The organism is Pseudomonas sp. A (assembly GCF_056270345.1).
Genome location: NZ_CM149873.1, coordinates 1,019,887 through 1,040,675, shown reverse-complemented (window position 1 = coordinate 1,040,675; position 20,789 = coordinate 1,019,887). Strand labels below are relative to the sequence as shown.

General features: G+C 67.4%; 17 protein-coding genes. 10 read left to right on the top strand and 7 right to left on the bottom strand.

The annotated features are described in order from the left end of the window. Positions 1–3: 3 nt before the first annotated feature. The 7 genes from AC0MAZ_RS04695 to tagH form a co-directional block, all read right to left on the bottom strand. Positions 4–723 carry a PP2C family protein-serine/threonine phosphatase gene (locus AC0MAZ_RS04695; RefSeq protein WP_475860375.1) on the bottom strand — a complete coding sequence of 240 codons (720 nt, stop codon included), beginning with the start codon at positions 721–723 and terminating at the stop codon, positions 4–6. Beyond that, positions 720–1,376 (bottom strand): type VI secretion system-associated protein TagF, encoded by a 657-nt coding sequence (gene tagF / locus AC0MAZ_RS04690; RefSeq protein ID WP_475860373.1) that lies wholly within the window; start codon positions 1,374–1,376, stop codon positions 720–722. The genes AC0MAZ_RS04695 and tagF overlap by 4 nt, the downstream gene beginning before the upstream one ends. Then, positions 1,373–4,879, bottom strand: coding sequence for a type VI secretion system membrane subunit TssM (gene tssM / locus AC0MAZ_RS04685; protein ID WP_475860372.1), 3,507 nt, complete (start codon positions 4,877–4,879; stop codon positions 1,373–1,375). Before tssM ends, tagF begins: the two co-directional genes overlap by 4 nt. Further along, positions 4,876–6,189 carry a DotU family type VI secretion system protein gene (locus AC0MAZ_RS04680; protein WP_232854854.1) on the bottom strand — a complete coding sequence of 438 codons (1,314 nt, stop codon included), beginning with the start codon at positions 6,187–6,189 and terminating at the stop codon, positions 4,876–4,878. The genes tssM and AC0MAZ_RS04680 overlap by 4 nt, the downstream gene beginning before the upstream one ends. 157 nt (positions 6,190–6,346) lie before the next feature. Next, complete coding sequence (tssK, locus tag AC0MAZ_RS04675; protein ID WP_475860370.1) at positions 6,347–7,681, bottom strand: type VI secretion system baseplate subunit TssK; 1,335 nt, start codon at positions 7,679–7,681, stop codon at positions 6,347–6,349. Between the two features lie 15 nt (positions 7,682–7,696). Continuing rightward, positions 7,697–8,197: a type VI secretion system lipoprotein TssJ gene (gene tssJ / locus AC0MAZ_RS04670; protein ID WP_186712079.1), complete on the bottom strand. Its 501-nt coding sequence runs from the start codon at positions 8,195–8,197 to the stop codon at positions 7,697–7,699. Positions 8,198–8,246: 49 nt separating this feature from the next. Further along, positions 8,247–9,620, bottom strand: coding sequence for a type VI secretion system-associated FHA domain protein TagH (gene tagH, locus AC0MAZ_RS04665; RefSeq protein WP_475860368.1), 1,374 nt, complete (start codon positions 9,618–9,620; stop codon positions 8,247–8,249). Between the two features lie 397 nt (positions 9,621–10,017). Between tagH and tssA the strand changes: the two genes are divergently transcribed. The 10 genes from tssA to tssH all read left to right on the top strand — a co-directional run bounded on the left by tssA (position 10,018) and on the right by tssH (position 20,788). Next, complete coding sequence (tssA, locus tag AC0MAZ_RS04660; protein ID WP_234561215.1) at positions 10,018–11,058, top strand: type VI secretion system protein TssA; 1,041 nt, start codon at positions 10,018–10,020, stop codon at positions 11,056–11,058. Positions 11,059–11,131: 73 nt separating this feature from the next. Further along, positions 11,132–11,647 carry a type VI secretion system contractile sheath small subunit gene (tssB, locus tag AC0MAZ_RS04655; RefSeq protein ID WP_023632506.1) on the top strand — a complete coding sequence of 172 codons (516 nt, stop codon included), beginning with the start codon at positions 11,132–11,134 and terminating at the stop codon, positions 11,645–11,647. 11 nt (positions 11,648–11,658) lie between these two features. Next, on the top strand, positions 11,659–13,152 hold the full coding sequence (gene tssC / locus AC0MAZ_RS04650; RefSeq protein WP_046857484.1) for a type VI secretion system contractile sheath large subunit: 1,494 nt from the start codon (positions 11,659–11,661) through the stop codon (positions 13,150–13,152). 148 nt (positions 13,153–13,300) lie between these two features. Beyond that, positions 13,301–13,789 (top strand): Hcp family type VI secretion system effector, encoded by a 489-nt coding sequence (locus tag AC0MAZ_RS04645; RefSeq protein WP_023632508.1) that lies wholly within the window; start codon positions 13,301–13,303, stop codon positions 13,787–13,789. 72 nt (positions 13,790–13,861) lie between these two features. Beyond that, the gene (locus tag AC0MAZ_RS04640) at positions 13,862–14,302 is read left to right on the top strand and encodes a type VI secretion system amidase effector protein Tae4 (RefSeq protein ID WP_203648716.1); all 441 of its coding nucleotides are present in this window, start codon (positions 13,862–13,864) and stop codon (positions 14,300–14,302) included. Beyond that, positions 14,299–14,739 carry a hypothetical protein gene (locus tag AC0MAZ_RS04635; protein ID WP_203648718.1) on the top strand — a complete coding sequence of 147 codons (441 nt, stop codon included), beginning with the start codon at positions 14,299–14,301 and terminating at the stop codon, positions 14,737–14,739. The genes AC0MAZ_RS04640 and AC0MAZ_RS04635 overlap by 4 nt, the downstream gene beginning before the upstream one ends. Beyond that, complete coding sequence (gene tssE / locus AC0MAZ_RS04630; RefSeq protein WP_038707176.1) at positions 14,733–15,248, top strand: type VI secretion system baseplate subunit TssE; 516 nt, start codon at positions 14,733–14,735, stop codon at positions 15,246–15,248. Before AC0MAZ_RS04635 ends, tssE begins: the two co-directional genes overlap by 7 nt. Continuing rightward, a complete protein-coding gene (gene tssF / locus AC0MAZ_RS04625; RefSeq protein ID WP_234561217.1) occupies positions 15,245–17,107 on the top strand; it encodes a type VI secretion system baseplate subunit TssF in 1,863 nt (620 codons plus the stop codon). Before tssE ends, tssF begins: the two co-directional genes overlap by 4 nt. Continuing rightward, positions 17,071–18,120, top strand: coding sequence for a type VI secretion system baseplate subunit TssG (tssG, locus tag AC0MAZ_RS04620; protein ID WP_234561246.1), 1,050 nt, complete (start codon positions 17,071–17,073; stop codon positions 18,118–18,120). Before tssF ends, tssG begins: the two co-directional genes overlap by 37 nt. Continuing rightward, positions 18,113–20,788, top strand: coding sequence for a type VI secretion system ATPase TssH (tssH, locus tag AC0MAZ_RS04615; RefSeq protein ID WP_475860364.1), 2,676 nt, complete (start codon positions 18,113–18,115; stop codon positions 20,786–20,788). Before tssG ends, tssH begins: the two co-directional genes overlap by 8 nt. Position 20,789 lies beyond the last annotated feature (1 nt).

The following is a 20,789-nucleotide window of genomic DNA, read 5'->3' as shown; positions in this document are numbered from 1 at the left end:
TCTTCAGTTCACCTTGACGACCACTGCGGTGATGTTGTCCGGCGCGCCACGGGTCAGCCCCAGGTGCACCAGGCTGCGGACCACCTCGTAAGGGTCGGCGTGGCCGAGCACTTCGGCGATCTCGTGGTCCTCGGCGGTCTTGTTCAGGCCATCGCTGCACAGCAGGTAGGTGTCGCCGGGCCGCACCTGCAGGGCCACGGCCTGCAGGTCGAGGTCGTCCTCGACGCCGATGGCGCGGGTGACGATGTTGCCGCGCGGGTGCACCCGCGCCTCGGCCTCGTTGAGCAGGCCGCTGTCCTGCAGCTCCTGGACGTAGCTGTGGTCATGGCTGAGGCGCTCGATGCGGCCATCGCGCAGGCGGTACAGGCGACTGTCGCCGGCCCACAGGCCAATGGCCTGGTCGCCACGCGCCGCCAGCACCACCACCGTGCTGCCCATCATCGTCACGCCGCGGCGCACGGTTTCCTCGCGCACGATGCCGTTGACCCAGGCCAGACCGTCGCGCACCTCGCCGCTGAAGTCGTCGAGCGAGTCGAGCATCGGCAGGCTGCGCAGGCTGTCCATGGCCAGGCTGCTGACATAGTCGCCCGCCGCATGACCGCCCATGCCGTCGGCCACCGCCCACAGGCCTGCCCAGGTCAACTCCAGGCAAGCGTCCTCGTTGATCTTGCGCACCATGCCGACATGGCTGTAGCTGGCCGCTGTGTACTGCATGTCGGTCATTCGGTCCGCGCCTCGCTACCCAGTAGAAACCCGGCGAAATCCTCGCTGCGGGGCAGACCCGCGCAGCGCATCAACCCCGGGGCGATACGTTCGGAACCCCTGCCCCACCACAGGCTCATGCCCTCACAGGCGCATTCGGCCAACGCCAGCGCACGCCCCTGCGGCGTGGTCGCATCCAACCGCTGCACCCCACCGACAGTCACACGCGGTCCCTGTAGGAGCGGCCTCGCGCCGCGAAAAGGCTGCAAAGCAGCCTCAAAACCCTCAAAGGCCGCCCCAGGCTCAAGCGTCGCCAGCAATGCCACCTCGACCGCCTCGAACCACTCCTCGGCCCCGGCCACCACAGGCGCCAACGGCTGCCCCGGCTCCAGCACCTGGGCCACGGTCAGCGGAAAATACCGCCCGACCCGGTCGATGCTCGGCATCAGCACACCAATGACCGCCTCGGGCCCGCACAACCCCGGCGCCAGGGCGAAACGCCACAAGGGGCTGACCAGGTAGGCCTCGAGCCAACGCTCGCCCAGCGCCTGCTGGCTGGCCTGCATCCCCGCCGCCAGCCACTGGTCCCAGGGCTGGATGAAGCTGTTTGGAAGGCCGCGGCTGACGAAGTCGCCGCGGCTGGCCAGTTTTCCGTAGAAACCCACGTCGTTCACAGGTGCTCCGGCAGGCTGAAACCGCTGAGCACTCGGCTGCGGAACGGGTTGAAGGCGCTGCTGGCGCGCAGCTCGTAGGACACGCTGGCGCCATCGACGCGCAGGCGCAGGTTGAAGCGTTCCGGCGAGCTGCCGGCCACCAGGTCGGACTGGTCGAGCAGGCGGAACCAGGCCCAGGGGCCTTCCACGGTCAGGCCGGAACGGCCGGTGGCCGAGGGCGGCGAGATCGACAGGCGCACCACGCCGATGCTGTTGGGGTTCGGCCACTGCAACGCCACCGGCCGGCTCGGTCCGTGGTCGTAGCTGACCTGCTGGCCATCGAGGTCAAGCAGGAACTGGGTGATGGTCGCATCCATCGCCACCGGCTTGAGCTCGAAACGCACGCCCGGCTGCACACCGTTGCTGTTGCGGAAGAACGCATCGCGGATGCTCGCCGCGCGCTGGAAGGTGTACAGCACGTTGCTGTTGATCCCCAGTTTCTGCGCCGCGCCCGGTTGCCAGCTCCACGGCGTGCTCGAGGTGTTGACGTAGGGTTGCAGGTACTTGCGGAAGTAGTTGTCCATCACCCCGCCGACGCCGAAGAACAGGCCGAAGTCCTCCAGGGTGGCGTCCCGCGCGCTGCCAGCCACCAGCGGATAACGGCCGCTGAGGGACTGGCGGTAGACGTTCACCACTTCGCTGGTCCAGGCGGCGTTGAGCTGGTTGCGCACGCCGCCCATGACGATGTTGTGGGTCGAGCCGAGCACCGAGCCCACCAGGTTCTGCACCACCTTGGGCTGGCGCGCGGCGCCCAGGGCGACACGCTGCGCGGCGGCCTGGGCCTGGTTCTTGGCCTCGCCCAGCAGCGCGTCGCCGCTGGCGCCGACCATGGCACTGACCTGCACGTACAGGGCGTTGAGGTCGGTGAGCAGGCCGTCGATGGCCGCAGGCTGCCCTTCGCCGGTTTCCACCAGCGCAGCCAGTTCGGCGAAGTGCGCGGTCACCGGGTCGACCTCACGGGCAGCCGGGTTGTCGCTGGGCAGCGGCGCATCGCCGAGCAGGCCGCCGAGGCGCTGGCGCAGCTGGTCGACACCGGCCTGCTCGGCCTTGGCCTGGACCTTGTCGAGGGTGGTCGGCTGCGCCAGGTTGGTCTCCTTGGCGACCGCCTGCAGCAGTTTCTTCATCGGCGAGGTCGGCCCGGACAGCACCCGCAGCACATCGGCGGCCTGGCCGACGCTGGTGATCGGCACGAAGTCCAGGTCCGCCAACAGCGCATCCCAATGACGGATATAGTCCTGGTAGTACAGCTGCAGCACATCGTCGGCCAGGCGCTTGGCATCGCCCGATTCGCTGGCCTCACGGCCCAGCACCCAGCGCTCCTCGGCCAGGGTCTCACTGTGGGCCAGGCTGGCGGCGAGGAACGCCTTGCGGTAGCCCTCGACGGTGAAGATACCCGGCAGCGGCTCGCTCAGCGGCTTGCCGTTCTTGAAGCGGAACACCAGCGCGGCGTCGCGACCGGCGGCGTCGCTGACCCGGAAGTCGCCGACCCCGGCCGGCAGCTTCTGGCGCTTGACCCGATCGTAGACGCGCTGGGCAACCGGCAGCTGCTGCAGCTGGCGACGGGTATCGTCGATCAGGCGCTGGTCAAGACGGGCATTGGGCGGGCGCTTGTCGAACAGCGCCGTCAGGTGCTGCTCCAGGGCCTGGCGCAGGTCCGGAGCGAGGTCGCGGGGCAGGCTGCGCTCCCAGTCGAGGGTGACCCAGGCCTTGATGAACTCGGCGTCGTAGTGTTCGCCGTCGGCCAGCATCAGGTAGGCCTTGAGCCCCTCGTAGAGATAGTCGGACGGGCCGCCGGCGTACAGCTGCTCCTCGATGCGGGTAACCAGGCGCGGGGCGAAGATGGCGATCAGCAGCTTGCGGTAGACGCTGTCCGACTCGCCTTCGAGCATGTCGCCCTGGTACAACCCCAGGCCCTCGGCCCAGCCGGGCGGATCCTCGGCCAGGCGGCGCACGCCGTTGAGCAGCGGCAGCACGTCGACCACGTTGCGCTGGGCCGGGCTCAGCTCCTGGACGCTCTTGCCCAGTGGTTTGAGACGGCCGTCGACTTCAGCGATGTACTGCTGGTTGGCGCGGTAGCTCAGGGTCCACAAGGTGCCGACCACCAGCACCAGGGCCACGCTCAGGGCCAGGGCGCCGCGAGCGATCCACTTGCGCCGCTGCTCGACCTTGGGGTTGCTGCCGACCAGGCCGCGCTCGGCGAAGGCCACGGCGCTGAACAGCTTCTCGATGAAGTAGCTGCGCCCGGTGCCGTTCTGCCGCGCCAGGTGGGCACGGTCCAGGCCCATGCTCTGGGCCATGCTGCCGATCAGGCGATCGATGGGGCTGCCTTCCTGGGTGCCACTGGTGAAGTACACACCGCGCAACAGGGCGCGCGCTTCGAAGGCGTTGGGCTTGAAGATGCCGTCGAGGAAAGTCTTGAGGTTGCCGCGCAAGGCGGCGAACTGCTGGACGAAACCGTAGACCAGGTCGCGCCGCGCCGGGTCGCGTTCCTGTTGCAGGCGCTCCACCAGACGCTGGTTGAGGCGCTGCTCGAGCAAGGCGAACTCGCTGCCGAACTGGGCCAGCGGGCCATCGCCGTGCTGGCCGTCATCCAGGGGGAAGGTCATGCCCCACACCTGGGCGCGCTCTTCCTTGCTCAGGCTGTCGAAGAACTCCATGAAGCCCGGCACCAGGTCGAGCTTGGTCAGCATCAGGTAGATCGGGAAGCGCACGCCCAACTGGCTGTACAGCTCCTGGATGCGGGTGCGGATCGCCGCCGCGTGGGCGGCGCGCTCGGCGTCGCTGCCCAGCAGCAGGTCGGACAGGCTGATGGCGATGAAGGCACCGTCGATGGGCCGACGTGAACGCTGGGTCTTGAGCAGGTCGAGAAAGCCCAGCCAGGCCGCCTTGTCCACCTGGGCATGGCTGTCCTGGGTGGTGTAGCGGCCGGCGGTGTCCAGCAGCACGGCCTGGTCGGTGAACCACCAGTCGCAGTTGCGCGTACCGCCCACGCCACGGATGGCGCCCTCGCCCAGCTGCGCCGCCAGCGGGAAATGCAGGCCGGAGTTGACCAGCGCGGTGGTCTTGCCCGAGCCGGGCGGACCGATGATCACGTACCACGGCAGCTCGTACAGATTGCGCCGCTCATCACCGCCCAGGCGCGCCTTCTTCAGCAGCGTCAGGGCCTCATCCATGCGCTGGCGCAGGGTCGCCAGCTCTTCGGCGGTGGCAACGCCGGCAGGGTCAGGCGCGGTCTCGGCAGCCAGGCTCTGCATCACCTTGGCCGCCTGGCGCCGGGCCTGGACGATGCGCCACACGCGGTAGGCAATCCACACCGCGAACAGCAGGACGATCAGCACCAGGCGCGGCGCGACCGGCACCAGCGCATCGAGCAGCGGACCAAGGAACCAGATGATCAGGCTGAGGGCGAGCAGGCCCAGCACCGGGACCACCCAGCGAATGACAAAACTGAAAAACGCCTTCACTCGACGCCCTCCGCCAGAACGGTGATTTCAACCCGGCGATTCTTCGCCCGGCCCTGCGCGCTGTCGTTCGACGCCAGCGGCTCGGTGTCGCTCAGGCCCTGGGCGCTGAAACGCCCGGGCTGGCCGGTGCGGGCGGCGAGCAGGTTCTTCACCTCCTCGGCACGGGCCTGGGACAACGCCCAGTTGGACGGGAAGCGCAGCGTGGCGATGCGCTGGTTGTCGCTGTGGCCGGTGACTTTCACGTTGCCCTTGACCTTGGCGACGGCTTCGGCGATGCGCAGCATGAGCGGTTCGAAGTCACCCTTGATGCTGGCGCTGGCCGAGGCGAACAGCTCGTCGCCGCGGATGGTCACCACCGAGCGGTCCACCGCATCCTCCACGGCGACCCGGCCGGCCTTGATGTCCTCGGCCAGGAAACCGGCCAGACGCGGGCGCTCGACAGGCTTTGGCTGCACCACCGGGCGGTCCATGGCCTGCACCGGGATCTCGCCCAGGGCATGGATGCCACGGAACACCGGTTCGGCGTCAGCGGCCAGCTTCAGGCGCAGACCGAACAGCACCAGCAACAGCAGCGCGAGGGCCAGGGCCAGGCCGACCCAGGGCGGCACGAACTGCGCCAGGCGGTCACGGGTCACGGTGACGCCACGCCAGTGCGGCGAAAGCTCGCGCTCGATATCGCCACGGGCGCTGCGGATGGTCGCAGCGGTGCGCTCGCGCAGGGCCTCGAGCTGGGCACGGCCACCGTTCATCACCCGGTAGCGGCCTTCGAAACCAAGGCTGGTGCACAGGTACAACAGCTCCAGCAGGTGCAGGCGCTCACGCGGACTCTGCAGGCAGTGCTCCATCAGCTGGAACACCTTCTCGCCGCCCCAGGCCTCGTTGTGCACGGTGATCAGCAGGCTCTGCTTGCCCCAGTCGCTGGCGCTGCCCCATGGCGTGCTGAGCACTGCTTCATCGAGCGCGGTGCACAGCGCGTAGCGCGCCAGCAGCACCTCGTTGCGCGCGACCCCGGCGGCCTCGGCGCGCTCCTCGAACTGGCGCAGGTAGGCCAGCAGCTGCGCTCGCAGGCTGGCCGGCGCCGGGTGGGCGATGGTGTTGCGCAGGCGGGTGAGCAGCGCCAGCAGCGGGCCGGCAGCCTGCTCCAGCGGGTTCAGGCCCGCCGCCTGGCCCGGCGCCAGTGGTTCGGCCGGCACATTCAGTGGCGGCGGTGGCGCCTGCGCAGGTCCGGGCGCGGCCGGTTGCGGGCCTCGGCCACCGGGGCGCGGCATGAACTGGGTGCGGTCATTGGCGAGCGGATCGTCCGATTGCATCGCGGCTTAGTCTCCGGTCCTTGGATAGCGGGTAGGTTCAGCGTGGGAGCGAGCTTGCCTCGCGATCACCGGCGCAGCCGGTGCCAGGCAATGCGTCGCTTGCATCGCGGGGCAAGCCCGCTCCCACGAGGTTGCGACATGATCGAACGCCATCGCGTTATCCCCGAATCGCCCAGAAGGCCAGGTTCAGGCCGGGGAACTCGCCGGCGACGTAAATGGCGAAACCACCGGAATGCTGCAGCTGCTTCCAGTGTTCGCTCCCCCGGTCGAGTTCGAAGTAGGTGGAGCCGGCATGGAACGGAATCTGCCGTGGCGCCACCGGCAACGGCAGCAGGCTGATGCCCGGAAGCTGCAGGTTGACCAGGTCGCGGATGTGCTCCACCGCGCCGATCTTGCTCTGCTGGCCGAAACGGCTGCGCAGGGTCTCGCTGGGCACGTCGGCGCGCACCACCAGGACGAAGCTGGCGCTGTCGAGCAGGCTGCGGTCGGCCAGCATGCCGACATGGATGCCGTAGGCCTTCTCGACCAGCGGGATGGCCACGGCCTTGCTGTCAATCAGCATCGACAGGGCCTCGCGCAGGGCCACCAGCACCGGGGCGAAGGTCGCCGCCAGGTCGTCGTGCTGGTACACAGGATATGCCTCGGGGCGGCGACCTTCGCGGGTGAAGGTGGCGAACTCGCCAGCCAGGGCCACCAACTCGCTGTACAGCCGCTCGGGGTGCAGCGGCGTCAGCTGGTTGAGGTGCTCGACCAGCGGCTGGGCGCGGTTGACCAGTTGCAGCAGCATGAAATCGGCGATCTCCGAGGCACCGCCGTTGGCCGAAGCCACCACGCGCCCGGCCAAAGCCTCGCCGCGCTGGTGCAGCAGGCCAAGAAGTTCGCCACGGAACCCCGACAGCAGGTTGCTGGCGGTCACGTCGAGCAGCGGCGGGATGTAACCGTCATCCAGCACCAGGGCACGGTCGGCGCGCTTCTCCCGGATGCGCACCACGCCCAGCGCGGCATAGTCGCTCAGGCCATCCTCGGCGCGCAGCAGGCGCAGGGCGCGGCTGCCCAGGGCCAACGGCGCGCGGTTCTCGAACGGGGCGTTGTCGTCGCGGACTTCGCTGATACGGCTGACATAGCGCGCACCATCAGGTATTTCACCGTCGTCGACGGTATCGCGGGCACCGGCGCGCTTGAGCGGCAGGCCCAGATAGATCACGCCGTTGCGCAGGTCGTCGGGAATCTCCAGCGGCGCAGGCGGCAGGTCGTCACGCGGGATATCGAACGGCGTGCCGTCCGGCAACAGGCCACGGGCGCTGAGGATCGCCAGCTTGCCCTGGGCCAGCAGGCCCTGGTCGACCAACAGCTCGGAAAAACCCCAGGCGGCGGCGCTGAGCGGCCGGTTACGGGCGTCGACGAAATTTTCCAGGTAGCGGTCGTGCTGCTGGAAGTGCTGGGTGGTGATGAACATCCCTTCCGACCAGACCACGCGATTGTTCCAGGACATGGGTTCTCCGATTGCCTAGCGGGCAGGCTCAGGTTGTGGGGTGGCCACGGCGCTGCGCACGGCGCGCACATCGAGGCTGATCTGATAGTCACGAGGCGGCACCGGCAGCACGCTGCGCCACTGGGCCTGGTCGACCTCGCGGTAGCCGACCACCAGGCCGACCTGGCGCGTGGCCGGGTCGAGCGGACGCTCAAGGCGCAGTTGCTCGCCGGGCTGGAGCAGGACCTCGTCCTGGTCGATCAGGTCGGCGGCCAGGGTGGCCTGGGCACGCTCGGCCAGGGCGAAATAGTCGGCGCGGGCGAAGGCGGCGCTGTTCTTCAACTCGTAGATGCGTACCCGCACCGGCGCGGGCGTGCCACCAGCGCCCGGGTTGAGCCCGGCCGCGGCACTGAAGTACAGGGTAATGCCCGTGGCCGCCGGCGCCGCGTCGGTAACGGCGGGCTCGACCGGGCTGTCCTTGCTGCAGGCACTGAGCAGCACCATGGCCAGGGCTGCGATCAGTCTCGTTGCGCTCATCCTCGTCCTCATGACGTCCTGTGTTCTTCCTGTGCTCCGGGCGTTGGCCTCAGGAGCGTTGAATGCGTTGGCTATGGGCCTCGTAGGCGCGACTGAACTCGCGACCGAACAGGTCCTGGAAGTCGTCTTCGGCTTCCCGGGAAATCTGGCTGTAGAGCTCGGTGAACTGCTGCCAGCAGTGGGCCTGGCGCGAACCGCCGAACAGCTTGGCCAGCCCGGCGGCGGGCGCCAGGCGCTGCTCCAGGCGGGCGGGCTCGAAGCGCTCGAGCAGGTGCTTGATGGCCGCCTCGACGCCCGCCATCACCGCCAGTTGGTGGGCGCGCAGGTCGTCGAAGCTGTCGCGCACCGCCTGGTCCGGGGCCATGAACGCCTGGTTGCCCTCGCGCAGCAGCAACAGCAGCGCTTCGTCGGCGTTGGGGGCGAACTTCAGCGGGTTATTGCGCACCGGGGCGATGGTGGTCTGCTGCATGCGGAACTCGCCCTTCAGGCTGCTGCGCGCGCGCAGCACGTCGATCAGACCCTCGACCATCAGGCGGTAGCTGCGCCCGACCGCCTCCATCTGCGCGGCGGCATCGGCCGCGTCGATGCGCAGGTGCTCGATGCCCGCGCCACGCAGGAAGGCCTGCAGCAAGGCATCGCCGGCGCCAACCGGGTCGGGCGCAGGTGCCGACACGGCGGTGGGTGCCGGCATAGGCGTGACGACCGGTGCCACCGGCGCTTCCGGCTCTGGCAGGGGCGGCGCGATGACAGGCGCAGGCTGGGGGGCAACGACGGGGGTTTCGTCGAACAGGTTCCAGTCGTCAGGGATTACGCCCGGCGCGGCGGGCATGGCGGCCGGCACTGGCGCAGGCGGCGGCGCCACTGGCGTGGGCGGACGGAAGTCATGCTGCTGGGCGGGGACATGATCCGGCTGGCTGACCGGAGGCACAGTGGATGGGCCAAGAAAGTCGAACAGGTCCGGCAGGGTATCGTGGCTCGACGCCCCCTGCAGGAACGCGGCCGGCGCGCCGACGATGGGCGCGCTCGGGGCGGCCACCTGGTTGGCCATCAGGGCTTCGAAACTGTGGGCTTGCGGCTGCCCGGCGAGCGGAATCGACAGGCCTGCGTCGATGCGCGCCTGGATTTCGTAATCGCCAATTCGAATAACTTCGCCATCCATCAGCGGCTCGCTGTTACCGCGACGCAGGCGAATACCGGCATGCACCAGTTCCACGCCGTTGGTGCTGTTATCGGTCAAGTAATAGCGGCCATCCTTGAACTGGATCACACAATGTTTCGAAGAAACAAGGCGTTCCGGATCGGGAAGTACCCAGTCATTATCCGCCGCACGACCTACGCTGATGGCACCGTTTTCCAGCAACTTCTCCGGGCATTGCCCAGGGGTGATCTTGTGATAACTGGTAATGGTCAGGCAAAGTGCCATCACGCCTCCTTGCATATATATGAAACACTCACACATCCATTTGAGTGGATTCGCGAGCCCGACCCCGCTTTCCGGCTAAACCCTTGTAAGTACTGGGCCTCACACCGAAATTCGCTTCCCGGAAAGGTCGTATTAAACCCTATCGGCAAGGCACTTTGATGGCACCTGACCAATGGACACGAATACCTGCCAACTGGTTCACAGTCGCCCTTCGCGGCGCGTAGCTTACCTTGACAGCAATTTGGAAATAAACCATAAATGCGCAACTTAAGAGTGCCAAAGTGATATCACGGTGATATCAACTTCGCATTCTTTGACAAGTTTGTGCGCCATTTCACATTTGCAACTTGGCGCAAACGACGCCCTCACCAAGGGCCGATATGGAGATCGATTTCTGGTGAACTCACCGCAGCTGCTCGCCGCTGTTTCCGCAGACTTTCCGTGCGGCGACGACCTCGAATACGATGCCGATTTCCTGCAACTGGAACGTGATGCCCAGGGCCGCCCCGAGCGTGTGATGGGCGACGCCGTGCAGCCGGCCGAACCGCCGCAGTGGCGCGCCATCGAACAGTCCTGCACAGGCCTGCTGCAACGCAGCAAGGACCTGCGCATCACCCACTTTCTGGTCCAGGCCAACCTGGCCCTGCACGGCCTGCCGGGCCTGGCCGCGAGCCTCGAACTGATCCGCGATCTGCTGGGCGAATACTGGCTGCACCTGCACCCGCAGCTGGACGCCGCCGACGACAACGACCCTACCGTGCGCGTCAACGCCCTGGCCGGACTCACCTGCGACACCAACATCGCCCTGCTGCGCGACGCCGTGCTGGTGCGTTCGCGCACCTTCGGCCCGGTCACCCTGCGTGCCGCCCTGCATGCGGCGGGCGTGCAGCACTTCGCCAGCGAGCAGTTGAGCGCCGAGGAACTGGCCGCCGCCCTGCGCGACGCCGACCCCGAGCAGCTCGCGCAATGCCGCCAGGCCCTGCAACTGGCCCGCGAAGCCCTGGACACCATCGAGAGCCGGGTCAACGACCAGGTCGGCTCGGCCAGCGGCGTCGACCTGTCCGCCCTGCGCCAGCCGCTGCGCCAGGTCCAGCAGGTGCTGACCGACTACAGCCCGGAAGGCTCGGCGCCGGTCAGCGCGAGCATGGACGAAGTGACGGCGCCCGGCGCCAATGACGACCCGCAGCCCGCCGTCGCCGCGCCACGTGCCGCGGCTGTCGCGGCGCGCCCCGGCGAGGTGAACAGCCGCGATGACGTGCTGCAGAGCCTCGAGCGTGTGCTCCAGTACTACGCCCGCCACGAGCCCTCCAGCCCGCTGCCGGTGCTGCTGCGCCGGGCGAAGAAGCTGGTCGACGCCGACTTCGCGACCATCGTCCGCGACCTGATCCCCGATGGCATGTCGCAATTCGAGAACCTGCGTGGCCCGGAACACGACTGACGTCGTTCCGGCCGCCTAAACACCGACGCCCGCAACAAACAGAGCCGCCGTACCGGCGACCAGGAGGAACAACGTGGCGAAAGACAGCTCCCAGAAATTCATCGCGCGCAACCGTGCGCCGCGAGTGCAGATCGAATACGACGTCGAGCTGTACGGCGCCGAGAAGAAGGTCCAGCTGCCCTTCGTCATGGGCGTGCTCTCGGACCTCGCCGGCAAGCCCGCCGAGCCACTGCCGGCCGTGGCCGACCGCAAGTTCCTGGAGATCGACGTCGACAACTTCGACTCGCGCCTGAAGGCCATGAAGCCCCGCGTGGCGTTCAACGTGCCCAACGAGCTGACCGGTGAAGGCAACCTGAGCCTGGACATCACCTTCGAGAGCATGGACGACTTCAGCCCCGCCGCCGTGGCGCGCAAGGTCGATGCCCTGAACCAGCTGCTCGAGGCCCGCACCCAGCTGGCCAACCTGCTGACCTACATGGACGGCAAGACCGGCGCCGAGGACATCATCCTCAAGGCCATCAAGGACCCGGCCCTGCTCCAGGCCCTGGCCAGCGCGCCGAAACCTGCCGACACCGAGCCGAAGGCCTGAGGAGACCGACCATGAACGATCCGTTGCGCGACAGCCAGGCCCCGCAGGCGGCCACCCAGGACCCGAGCGAGTTCGCCAGTCTCCTGCTGCAGGAATTCAAGCCCAAGACCGAGCGGGCCAAGGAAGCCGTCGAGAGCGCCGTGCGCACCCTCGCGGAGCAGGCCCTGGCGCAGACCAGCCTGGTGTCCAACGATGCCATCGGCTCGATCGAGCAGATCATTGCCGCCATCGACGCCAAGCTCACCGCCCAGGTCAACCAGATCATCCACCACGATGACTTCCAGAAACTGGAAAGCGCCTGGCGCGGCCTGCACTACCTGGTCAACAACACCGAGAGCGACGAGCAGCTGAAGATCCGCGTGCTCAACATCTCGAAGAACGACCTGCACAAGACCCTGAAGAAGTTCAAGGGCACCGCCTGGGACCAGAGCCCGGTGTTCAAGAAGCTCTACGAAGAGGAATACGGCCAGTTCGGTGGCGAGCCCTACGGCTGCCTGGTGGGCGACTACTACTTCGACCAGTCGCCACCCGACGTCGAGCTGCTGGGCGAAGTGTCCAAGGTCTGCGCCTCGATGCACGCGCCGTTCATCTCCGCCGCCTCGCCGACGGTGATGGGCATGGGCTCGTGGCAGGAGCTGTCCAACCCGCGCGACCTGACCAAGATCTTCACCACCCCGGAATACGCCGGCTGGCGCTCGCTGCGCGAATCGGAAGACTCGCGCTACATCGGCCTGACCATGCCGCGCTTCCTGGCGCGCCTGCCCTACGGCGCCAAGACCGACCCGGTGGAGGCCTTCGCCTTCGAAGAAGACACCGACGGCGCCGACAGCAGCAAGTACACCTGGGCCAACGCCGCCTACGCCATGGCGGTGAACATCAACCGTTCGTTCAAGCACTACGGCTGGTGCTCGCGCATCCGCGGCGTGGAATCCGGTGGTGAAGTCGAAGGCCTGCCGGCGCACACCTTCCCCACCGACGACGGTGGCGTGGACATGAAGTGCCCGACCGAGATCGCCATCTCCGACCGCCGCGAGGCGGAGCTGGCGAAGAACGGCTTCATGCCGCTGCTGCACAAGAAGAACACCGACTTCGCCGCCTTCATCGGCGCGCAGTCGCTGCAGAAGCCGGCCGAATACGACGACCCGGACGCCACCGCCAACGCCAACCTGGCCGCGCGCCTGCCGTACCTGTTCGCCACCTGCCGCTTCGCCCATTACCTGAAGTGCATCGTTCGCGACAAGATCGGCTCGTTCAAGGAAAAGGACGAGATGCAGCGCTGGCTGCAGGACTGGATCCTCAACTACGTCGACGGCGACCCGGCGCACTCCACCGAGACCACCAAGGCCCAGCACCCGCTGGCGGCCGCCGAAGTGGTGGTCGAGGAAGTCGAAGGCAACCCGGGTTACTACAACTCGCGCTTCTACCTGCGCCCGCACTACCAGCTCGAAGGGCTGACCGTGTCGCTGCGCCTGGTGTCGAAGCTGCCTTCGGCCAAAGGGGCCTAAGCCTGAACGGGGCCGCTGCGCGCCCCATCGCGGGACAAGCCCGCTCCTACAAAGGCTGCACAAATCCTGTAGGAGCGGGCTTGTCCCGCGATGGGCTGCACAGCAGCCCCAATAGCACCGCCAACCGACTGGAAATTCCGAGGACATCATGGCTGTAGATATTTTCATCAAGATCGGCGACATCAAGGGTGAGTCCCACGACAAGGCCCACAAGGACGAAATCGACGTGCTCAACTGGAGCTGGGGCATGTCCCAGTCCGGCAACATGCACCTGGGCAGCGGTGGCGGCTCGGGCAAGGTCAACATCCAGGACCTGTCGATCACCAAGTACATCGATAAATCCAGCCCCAACCTGATGGCCCACTGCTCCAGCGGCAAGCACATCGACAAGGTCAAGCTGACCGTGCGCAAGGCCGGTGGTGAAAGCCAGGTCGAGTACCTGATCATCAACCTCGAAGAGGTGATCATCAGCTCGCTGAGCACCGGCGGCTCGGGCAGCGACGACCGCCTGACCGAGAACGTGACCCTGAACTTCGCCAAGGTCACTGTCGACTACCAGCCGCAGAAGGCCGACGGCACCAAGGAAGGCGGCCCGATCAAGTACGGCTGGAACATCCGCTCCAACGTCAAGATCTGACCGACCGCGCCCGTGCCGCCCCAGGCGGCGCGGGCGCCCTTCCCCACGCCTCACCCGCCCACGGTGAACATCATGGCCAAGCCTTCCTTCATCAATCTGTGGAATGCCTATCCGAGCGAATCCTCGCCTTGCGATGGAGGCTGGGACAACCAGTGCGCCATCCGCATGAGCATCGCCCTCAATGGTGAACACACGATCAAGGTCAATGCCAGAACCTACAGCGAGCCACGCTGTGCCCATGACCACGCCAGGGGCGCGGAGTCACTGGCGAACTGGCTGTGGAAACACCATCTCGGCGCGCCTCTGCAACTGAGTGGCAGTGCGAATGACCGTCTGAAACTCAATGAGAAACGCGGCATCATCTTTTTCAAGGACTGCTTCGCCCGTGCAGGGCAGTCATACGAGAACCGCACCGGCGATCACATCGACCTCTGGGATCGAGGTCGGGTAACCGGCTACTTTGCCGACCAGGCCCATCGCTCCAAGGCTGTATGGTTCTGGGAGCTGAAATGAAAAGACTGCGCAAAGTCGTCCCTGGCCTGTTGATCGCGCTTGCCCTGAATGCATGCGCTCAGCAGAGCTCGACTGGCACCCCCCAAGACCTTCAGGTCAATCTTGCGGCCCAGACGCTGTCGTTGGTGAACCACGAAGGTCGCTGCGCATTGCGCAAGGCCGATCAGTCGTTGCTTGAGCTGGACATGCCTTGGCCCTGCCAGCTCAGTCCGGAGCGGCTGACTGGCAAGCCTCGTGTCGAGCATTTCAATGGTTCGCAGATCATCATCGTCAGCCATGTGGAGGCCGACCCGTCGCAGCCCGGCCGGTGCAATAGCCAGTATCAGGCCGTACGCCTGGTAGGGGCCAGCCTTGAGCCTTCGATTCTCGCGAAGGGTGGCAGTTGCTCGACAGGCCCTGTAGATCAGAAGGACTTCGTGGGGCTGTTCCAGTGGTAGCCGAGATCGCCACCCGCGACCGCCTGCAGCCCTCGCTGCTGGATCGCCTGACCGACGACGACCCGGGCAACCCGCAGGAAGCCCCCGACAAGCGCGTGCTCAGCCTGCAGCAGCTCAAGGCCTCGGTGCTGCGCGACCTGGCCTGGCTGCTCAACACCACCTCGCTGCTCGACACCGGCGCCACGCTGAATTCCCCGGCCGGCGCCTCGGTGATCAACTACGGCCTGCCGGCCCTGGCCGGCAACAGCGCGTCGAACATCGACCTCAACGCGCTCGAACGCATCATCCACCAGGCCATCGCCACCTACGAGCCGCGCATCCTCGCCCACACCCTGAAGGTGCGCGCCCAGGCCGCGCCCGGCGAGATGAACGCCAACGCCCTGAGCTTCGAGATCGAAGGCGACCTCTGGGCCCAGCCGGCGGCCCTGCCGCTGCTGCTGCAGACCGACGTGGACCTCGAGTCCGGGCACGTGCGCGTGGCCCCCGCCGACCGCCGGAGACGCGCATGAACCCGCGCCTGCTCGAACTGTACAACCAGGAACTGCAGCACATCCGCGAGGGTGCCGCCGAGTTCGCCAAGGAATACCCGAAGATCGCCGGGCGCCTGACGCTGTCCGGGATCGAATGCGCCGACCCCTATGTCGAGCGCCTGCTGGAAGGCTTCGCCTACCTCACCGCGCGGGTGCAGCTGAAACTCGACGCCGAATACCCGACCTTCACCCACAACCTGCTGGAAATCGCCTACCCGCACTACCTGGCGCCGACCCCGTCGATGACCGTGGTGCAACTGCAGACCGACCCCGACGAGGGCTCGCTGGCCGCCGGTTTCCAGCTGCCCCGTGACAGCGTGCTGCGCGCCAACCTCGGCCGCAACTCGCAGACGCCGTGCGAATTCCGCAGCACCCAGGACGTGACCCTGTGGCCGCTGCAGGTGGCCCGCGCCGAATACTTCGGCAACCCCGGCGCCGTGCTCGGGCGCCTGGCCGCCAGCGAACCGAAGGCCCGCGCCGGCCTGCGCCTGACCTTGCGCAGCGGCGCGGAAATCCCGTTCAACAGCCTGCCGCTGACGCATCTGCCGCTGTACCTCAATGGCGCCGACGAAACCCCATTCCGTCTGTACGAACAACTGCTGGGCAGCGCCTGCGCGGTGTTCGTGCGCCAGCCCGGGGCCGACTGGGTCGAGCGCATCCCGGTCGAACAAGCCTTGCTGCCGTGCGGCTTCGACGACCGTGAAGCGGCGTTGCCGGTGGTCCCCCAGGCGTTCCAGGGCTATCGCCTGTTGCAGGAGTACTTCGCCCTGCCGCAGCGTTTCCTGTTCGTCGATTTCGCCGGGCTGGAGCGCGCGGTCAAACGTTGCGATGGCCAGGAACTGGAGCTGCTGGTGCTGTTCGAGCGCTTCGACGCCGCGCTGGAAAGCAGCGTGGGCAGCGCGCAGTTCGTGCCGTTCTGCACCCCGGCGATCAACCTGTTCCCGCGCCGGGTCGACCGCATCCACCTGACCGACCGGGTCCACGAGCACCATGTGATCGCCGACCGCACCCGGCCTACCGACTTCGAGATCCACTCGCTGCAGCAGGTCAGCGGCCACGGCACCGGGCCGGACCAGGCGTTCCTGCCGTTCTACGCCGTGCGCGACCCGTCGCGCTACGGCCGTGACCAGGCCTACTACATCGTCCGCCGCGAGCCACGGGTGCTGTCCAGCGAGCAGCGACGCAACGGCACGCGCTCCAGCTACATGGGCAGCGAGACCTTCGTCAGCCTGGTCGACGGACACCAGGCGCCGTACCGCCACGACCTGCGCCAGCTGGGCATCAGCGCGTTGTGCAGCAACCGCGACCTGCCGCTGTTCATGAACGTCGGCGACGGGCGCAGCGACTTCAGCCTGGCCGACAGCGCGCCGGTGTCCGCGGTGCGCTGCCTGGCCGGCCCCAGCCGACCGAAGGCCAGCCATGCCCACGACAACCGGGCCTGGCGCCTGATCAGCCAACTGTCGCTGAACTACCTGTCCCTGGCCGAACAGGGCCAGGGCGCCGCCGCCCTGCGCGAACTGCTGCGCCTGTACGGCGACCAGCAGGACAGTGCCCTGCAATTGCAGATCGACGGCCTGCGCGAGGTCAGCTGCAAGCCCTGCACCCGGCGCCTGCCGATGCCCGGCCCGATCGTCTTCGGCCGTGGCCTGGAGATTACCCTGACGTTCGACGAAAACGCCTTCCGCGGCACCGGCGTGTTCCTCCTGGGCGCGGTGTTCGAGCGTTTCCTGACCCGCTACGTGTCGATCAACAGCTTCACCGAAACCGTGCTGCGCACCAGCGAACGTGGCGAGATCATGCGCTGGAAAGCCAAGCCCGGGCGCAGGCCGACCCTGTGAACACGCTACAGGCCATGCAGGCAGAGCCCTGGGAGTACGACTTCTTCCAGGCGTTGCGCCGCCTCGAGGCGGAAAACCCCGAGCTGCCGCGCTTCGGCCATTCGCTGCGCCTGGCCGATGAGCCGGTGCGCCTGGGCCAGCGCCTGGATTGCAGCTTCGCCCCGGCAACGCTGGCCTCGGTCACGGCCAACGACGATCAGCCGGCGCGCCTGGAGCAGTTCTTCTTCGGCCTCGGCGGCCCCAACGGCCCACTGCCGCTGCACCTGACCGAGTACATGCGCGAACGCCAGCGCAACCACGCCGACCCGACCAGCAAGCGCTTCCTCGACATCTTCCACCATCGCCTGCTGAGCCTGTTCTACCGTGCCTGGGCCGAGGCCCGGCCGACCGTCAGCCACGACCGCCCCGGCGACGACTACTGGGCCGCGCGCCTGGCCGCCCTCAGTGGCCGCGGCCAGCCGGAACTGCAAGGCCAGGGGCCGCTGGCCGACACCGCCAAGCTGCACTGGTCCGGCCACCTGGCGGCGCAGACCCGCTACCCGGACGGTCTGTGCAGCATCCTGTCGAGCTATTTCGGCGTGCCGGTGCAGCTCGAGGAATACGTCGGCCAGTGGCTGGAGCTGCCCGAGCGCAGCCAACTGGGCGTGCGCGCCAACCGCCTCGGAGTGGACCTGTGCCTGGGCCGTTACGTCTGGGACCGCCAGCACAAGTTCCGCTTGTGCCTGGGCCCGCTGACCCTCGACCAGTACCACGCCCTGCTCCCCGGCGGGCAGGCGTTTATCGAGTTGGCGGCCTGGGTCGCCGAGTACCTGGGCCAGGAACTGGACTGGGACCTCAACCTCATCCTCGCGCAGGGCCAGGTGCCCGCGCTGCAACTCAATGCCGGTCAGCGCCTGGGGTTCGACACCTGGCTCGGCCGCCCCTCGCACGATGCACGCGACCTGAAGCTGGCCCGGTACTACGCCGACCAGCCAGTCGCCGCGCCCCACACAAGGAGTCAGGACCATGGGTGAAATCAGCCGCGCCGCGCTGTTCGGCAAACTCAACAGCGTCGCCTACAAAGCCATCGAGGCGGCCACGGTGTTCTGCAAGCTGCGGGGCAACCCCTATGTCGAGCTGGCGCACTGGCTGCACCAGCTGTTGCAACTGCAGGACAGCGACCTGCACCGCATCATCCGCCAGTTCAACGTCGAGCCGGCGCGCCTGGCCCGCGACCTGACCGACGCCCTGGACCGCCTGCCACGGGGCTCGACCTCGATCACCGACCTGTCCTCCCAGGTGGAAGAAGCCGTCGAGCGCGGCTGGGTCTACGGCAGCCTGATGTTCGGCGAAAGCCAGGTGCGCACCGGCTACCTGCTGATCGGCATCCTCAAGACCCCGAGCCTGCGCAACGCGCTGCTGGGGCTGTCCAGCGAGTTCGCCAAGCTGAAGATCGAAGCCCTGAGCGAGCGCTTCGACGAATACGTCGGCGACTCGCCGGAAAACAACCTGGCCGCCAGCGACGGCTTCAGCGCCGCCGCGCCGGGCGAGGCCAGTGGCGCCGTGGCCCCGGCGGCGATGGGCAAGCAGGAAGCGCTCAAGCGCTTCACCGTCGACCTCACCGAGCAGGCCCGCAGCGGCAAGCTCGACCCCATCGTCGGCCGTGACGAGGAGATCCGCCAGCTGGTCGACATCCTCATGCGCCGCCGCCAGAACAACCCGATCCTCACCGGCGAGGCCGGCGTCGGCAAGACCGCCGTGGTCGAAGGCTTCGCCCTGCGCATCGTCGCCGGCGACGTGCCGCCGGCACTGAAGGACGTCGAACTGCGCAGCCTGGACGTCGGCCTGCTGCAGGCCGGCGCCAGCATGAAGGGCGAGTTCGAACAGCGCCTGCGCCAGGTGATCGAGGACGTGCAGGCCTCGCCCAAGCCGATCATCCTGTTCATCGACGAAGCCCACACCCTGGTCGGCGCCGGCGGCGCGGCCGGCACCGGTGACGCCGCCAACCTGCTCAAGCCGGCCCTGGCCCGTGGCAGCCTGCGCACCGTGGCCGCAACCACCTGGGCCGAGTACAAGAAACACATCGAGAAGGACCCGGCCCTGACCCGCCGTTTCCAGGTGGTCCAGGTCGACGAGCCGAGCGAGGCCAAGGCGCTGTTGATGATGCGCGGCGTGGCCTCGACCATGGAGAAGCACCACCAGGTGCAGATCCTCGACGAAGCACTGGAAGCCGCCGTGAAGCTGTCGCACCGCTACATCCCGGCGCGCCAGCTGCCGGACAAGTCGGTGAGCCTGCTCGACACCGCCTGCGCCCGCGTCGCCATCAGCCTGCACGCGGTGCCGGCCGAGGTGGACGACAGCCGTCGGCGCATCGAGGCGCTGGAGGTGGAACTGCAGATCATTGCCCGCGAAGCCGCCATCGGCGTCAAGACCGAGCAGCGCCAGGCCCAGGCCGACAACCTGCTGACCGAGGAACGCGAGCGCCTGGCCGCCCTCGAGAGCCGCTGGGCCGAAGAGAAAGCCCTGGTCGACGAGCTGCTGGCCACCCGCGCGCAACTACGTGAACAGGTCGGCGTGGTCGATCAGGAAGTGGACGTGCAGGGCAGCCATGAACTGCGCGAAAAACTCGTCGACCTGCAGCAGCGTCTGAGCCAGCTGCAAGGCGAAAGCCCGCTGATCCTGCCGACCGTGGACTACCAGGCGGTGGCCTCGGTGGTCGCCGACTGGACCGGCATCCCGGTGGGCCGCATGGCGCGCAACGAGATCGAGACCGTGCTCAACCTCGACAGCCACCTGGCCAAGCGCATCATCGGCCAGGACCACGCGCTGAAGATGATCGCCAAGCGCATCCAGACCTCCCGCGCCGGCCTCGACAACCCGAACAAACCCATCGGCGTGTTCATGCTCGCCGGCACTTCCGGCGTGGGCAAGACCGAAACCGCGCTGGCCCTGGCCGAAGCGATGTACGGCGGTGAGCAGAACCTGATCACCATCAACATGAGCGAGTTCCAGGAAGCCCACACCGTCTCCACCCTCAAGGGCGCGCCACCCGGCTACGTCGGTTACGGCGAGGGCGGTGTGCTGACCGAAGCGGTGCGCCGTCGCCCGTACAGTGTGGTGCTGCTGGACGAGGTGGAAAAAGCCCACCCCGACGTGCACGAGATCTTCTTCCAGGTGTTTGACAAGGGCGTGATGGAAGACGGCGAAGGCCGCCAGATCGATTTTCGCAACACCCTGATCCTGCTCACCACCAACGCCGGCACCGAGCTGATCGCCAACATCTGCAAGGACCCGCAGGCCCTGCCCGATCCGGAAGCGGTGGCCACATCGCTGCGCAAGCCGCTGCTGGAGATCTTCCCGCCGGCGCTGCTCGGCCGCCTGGTGACCATCCCCTACTACCCGCTCAGCGACACCATGCTCAAGGCCATCACCCGCCTGCAGCTTGAGCGCATCCGCAAGCGCGTGGAAGGCACACATAAGGTCGGCTTCGCCTACGACGACGGCGTGGTCGAGCTGATCGTCTCGCGCTGCAGCGAGACCGAAAGCGGTGGCCGCATGATCGACGCCATCCTCACCAACGGCCTGCTGCCGGACATGAGCCGCGAGTTCCTGACCCGTCTGCTCGAGGGCAAGCCGCTGGCCAGCGTCAGCATCAGCCGCCGCGACAACGACCTGCACTATGACTTCGGCGCCGCCGACTGAC

What these genes read in the sequence shown, in the direction of transcription:
- AC0MAZ_RS04635 (WP_203648718.1), top strand. Translation starts at nt 14,299, where the DNA reads ATGAAAAGACTGCGCAAAGTCGTCCCTGGCCTGTTGATCGCGCTTGCC.
- AC0MAZ_RS04680 (WP_232854854.1), bottom strand. Translation starts at nt 6,189, where the DNA reads ATGCAATCGGACGATCCGCTCGCCAATGACCGCACCCAGTTCATGCCG.
- tssK (WP_475860370.1), bottom strand. Translation starts at nt 7,681, where the DNA reads ATGTCCTGGAACAATCGCGTGGTCTGGTCGGAAGGGATGTTCATCACC.
- tssJ (WP_186712079.1), bottom strand. Translation starts at nt 8,197, where the DNA reads ATGAGCGCAACGAGACTGATCGCAGCCCTGGCCATGGTGCTGCTCAGT.
- tssH (WP_475860364.1), top strand. Translation starts at nt 18,113, where the DNA reads ATGGGTGAAATCAGCCGCGCCGCGCTGTTCGGCAAACTCAACAGCGTC.
- tssF (WP_234561217.1), top strand. Translation starts at nt 15,245, where the DNA reads ATGAACCCGCGCCTGCTCGAACTGTACAACCAGGAACTGCAGCACATC.
- AC0MAZ_RS04640 (WP_203648716.1), top strand. Translation starts at nt 13,862, where the DNA reads ATGGCCAAGCCTTCCTTCATCAATCTGTGGAATGCCTATCCGAGCGAA.
- tagH (WP_475860368.1), bottom strand. Translation starts at nt 9,620, where the DNA reads ATGGCACTTTGCCTGACCATTACCAGTTATCACAAGATCACCCCTGGG.
- AC0MAZ_RS04645 (WP_023632508.1), top strand. Translation starts at nt 13,301, where the DNA reads ATGGCTGTAGATATTTTCATCAAGATCGGCGACATCAAGGGTGAGTCC.
- AC0MAZ_RS04695 (WP_475860375.1), bottom strand. Translation starts at nt 723, where the DNA reads ATGACCGACATGCAGTACACAGCGGCCAGCTACAGCCATGTCGGCATG.
- tssC (WP_046857484.1), top strand. Translation starts at nt 11,659, where the DNA reads ATGAACGATCCGTTGCGCGACAGCCAGGCCCCGCAGGCGGCCACCCAG.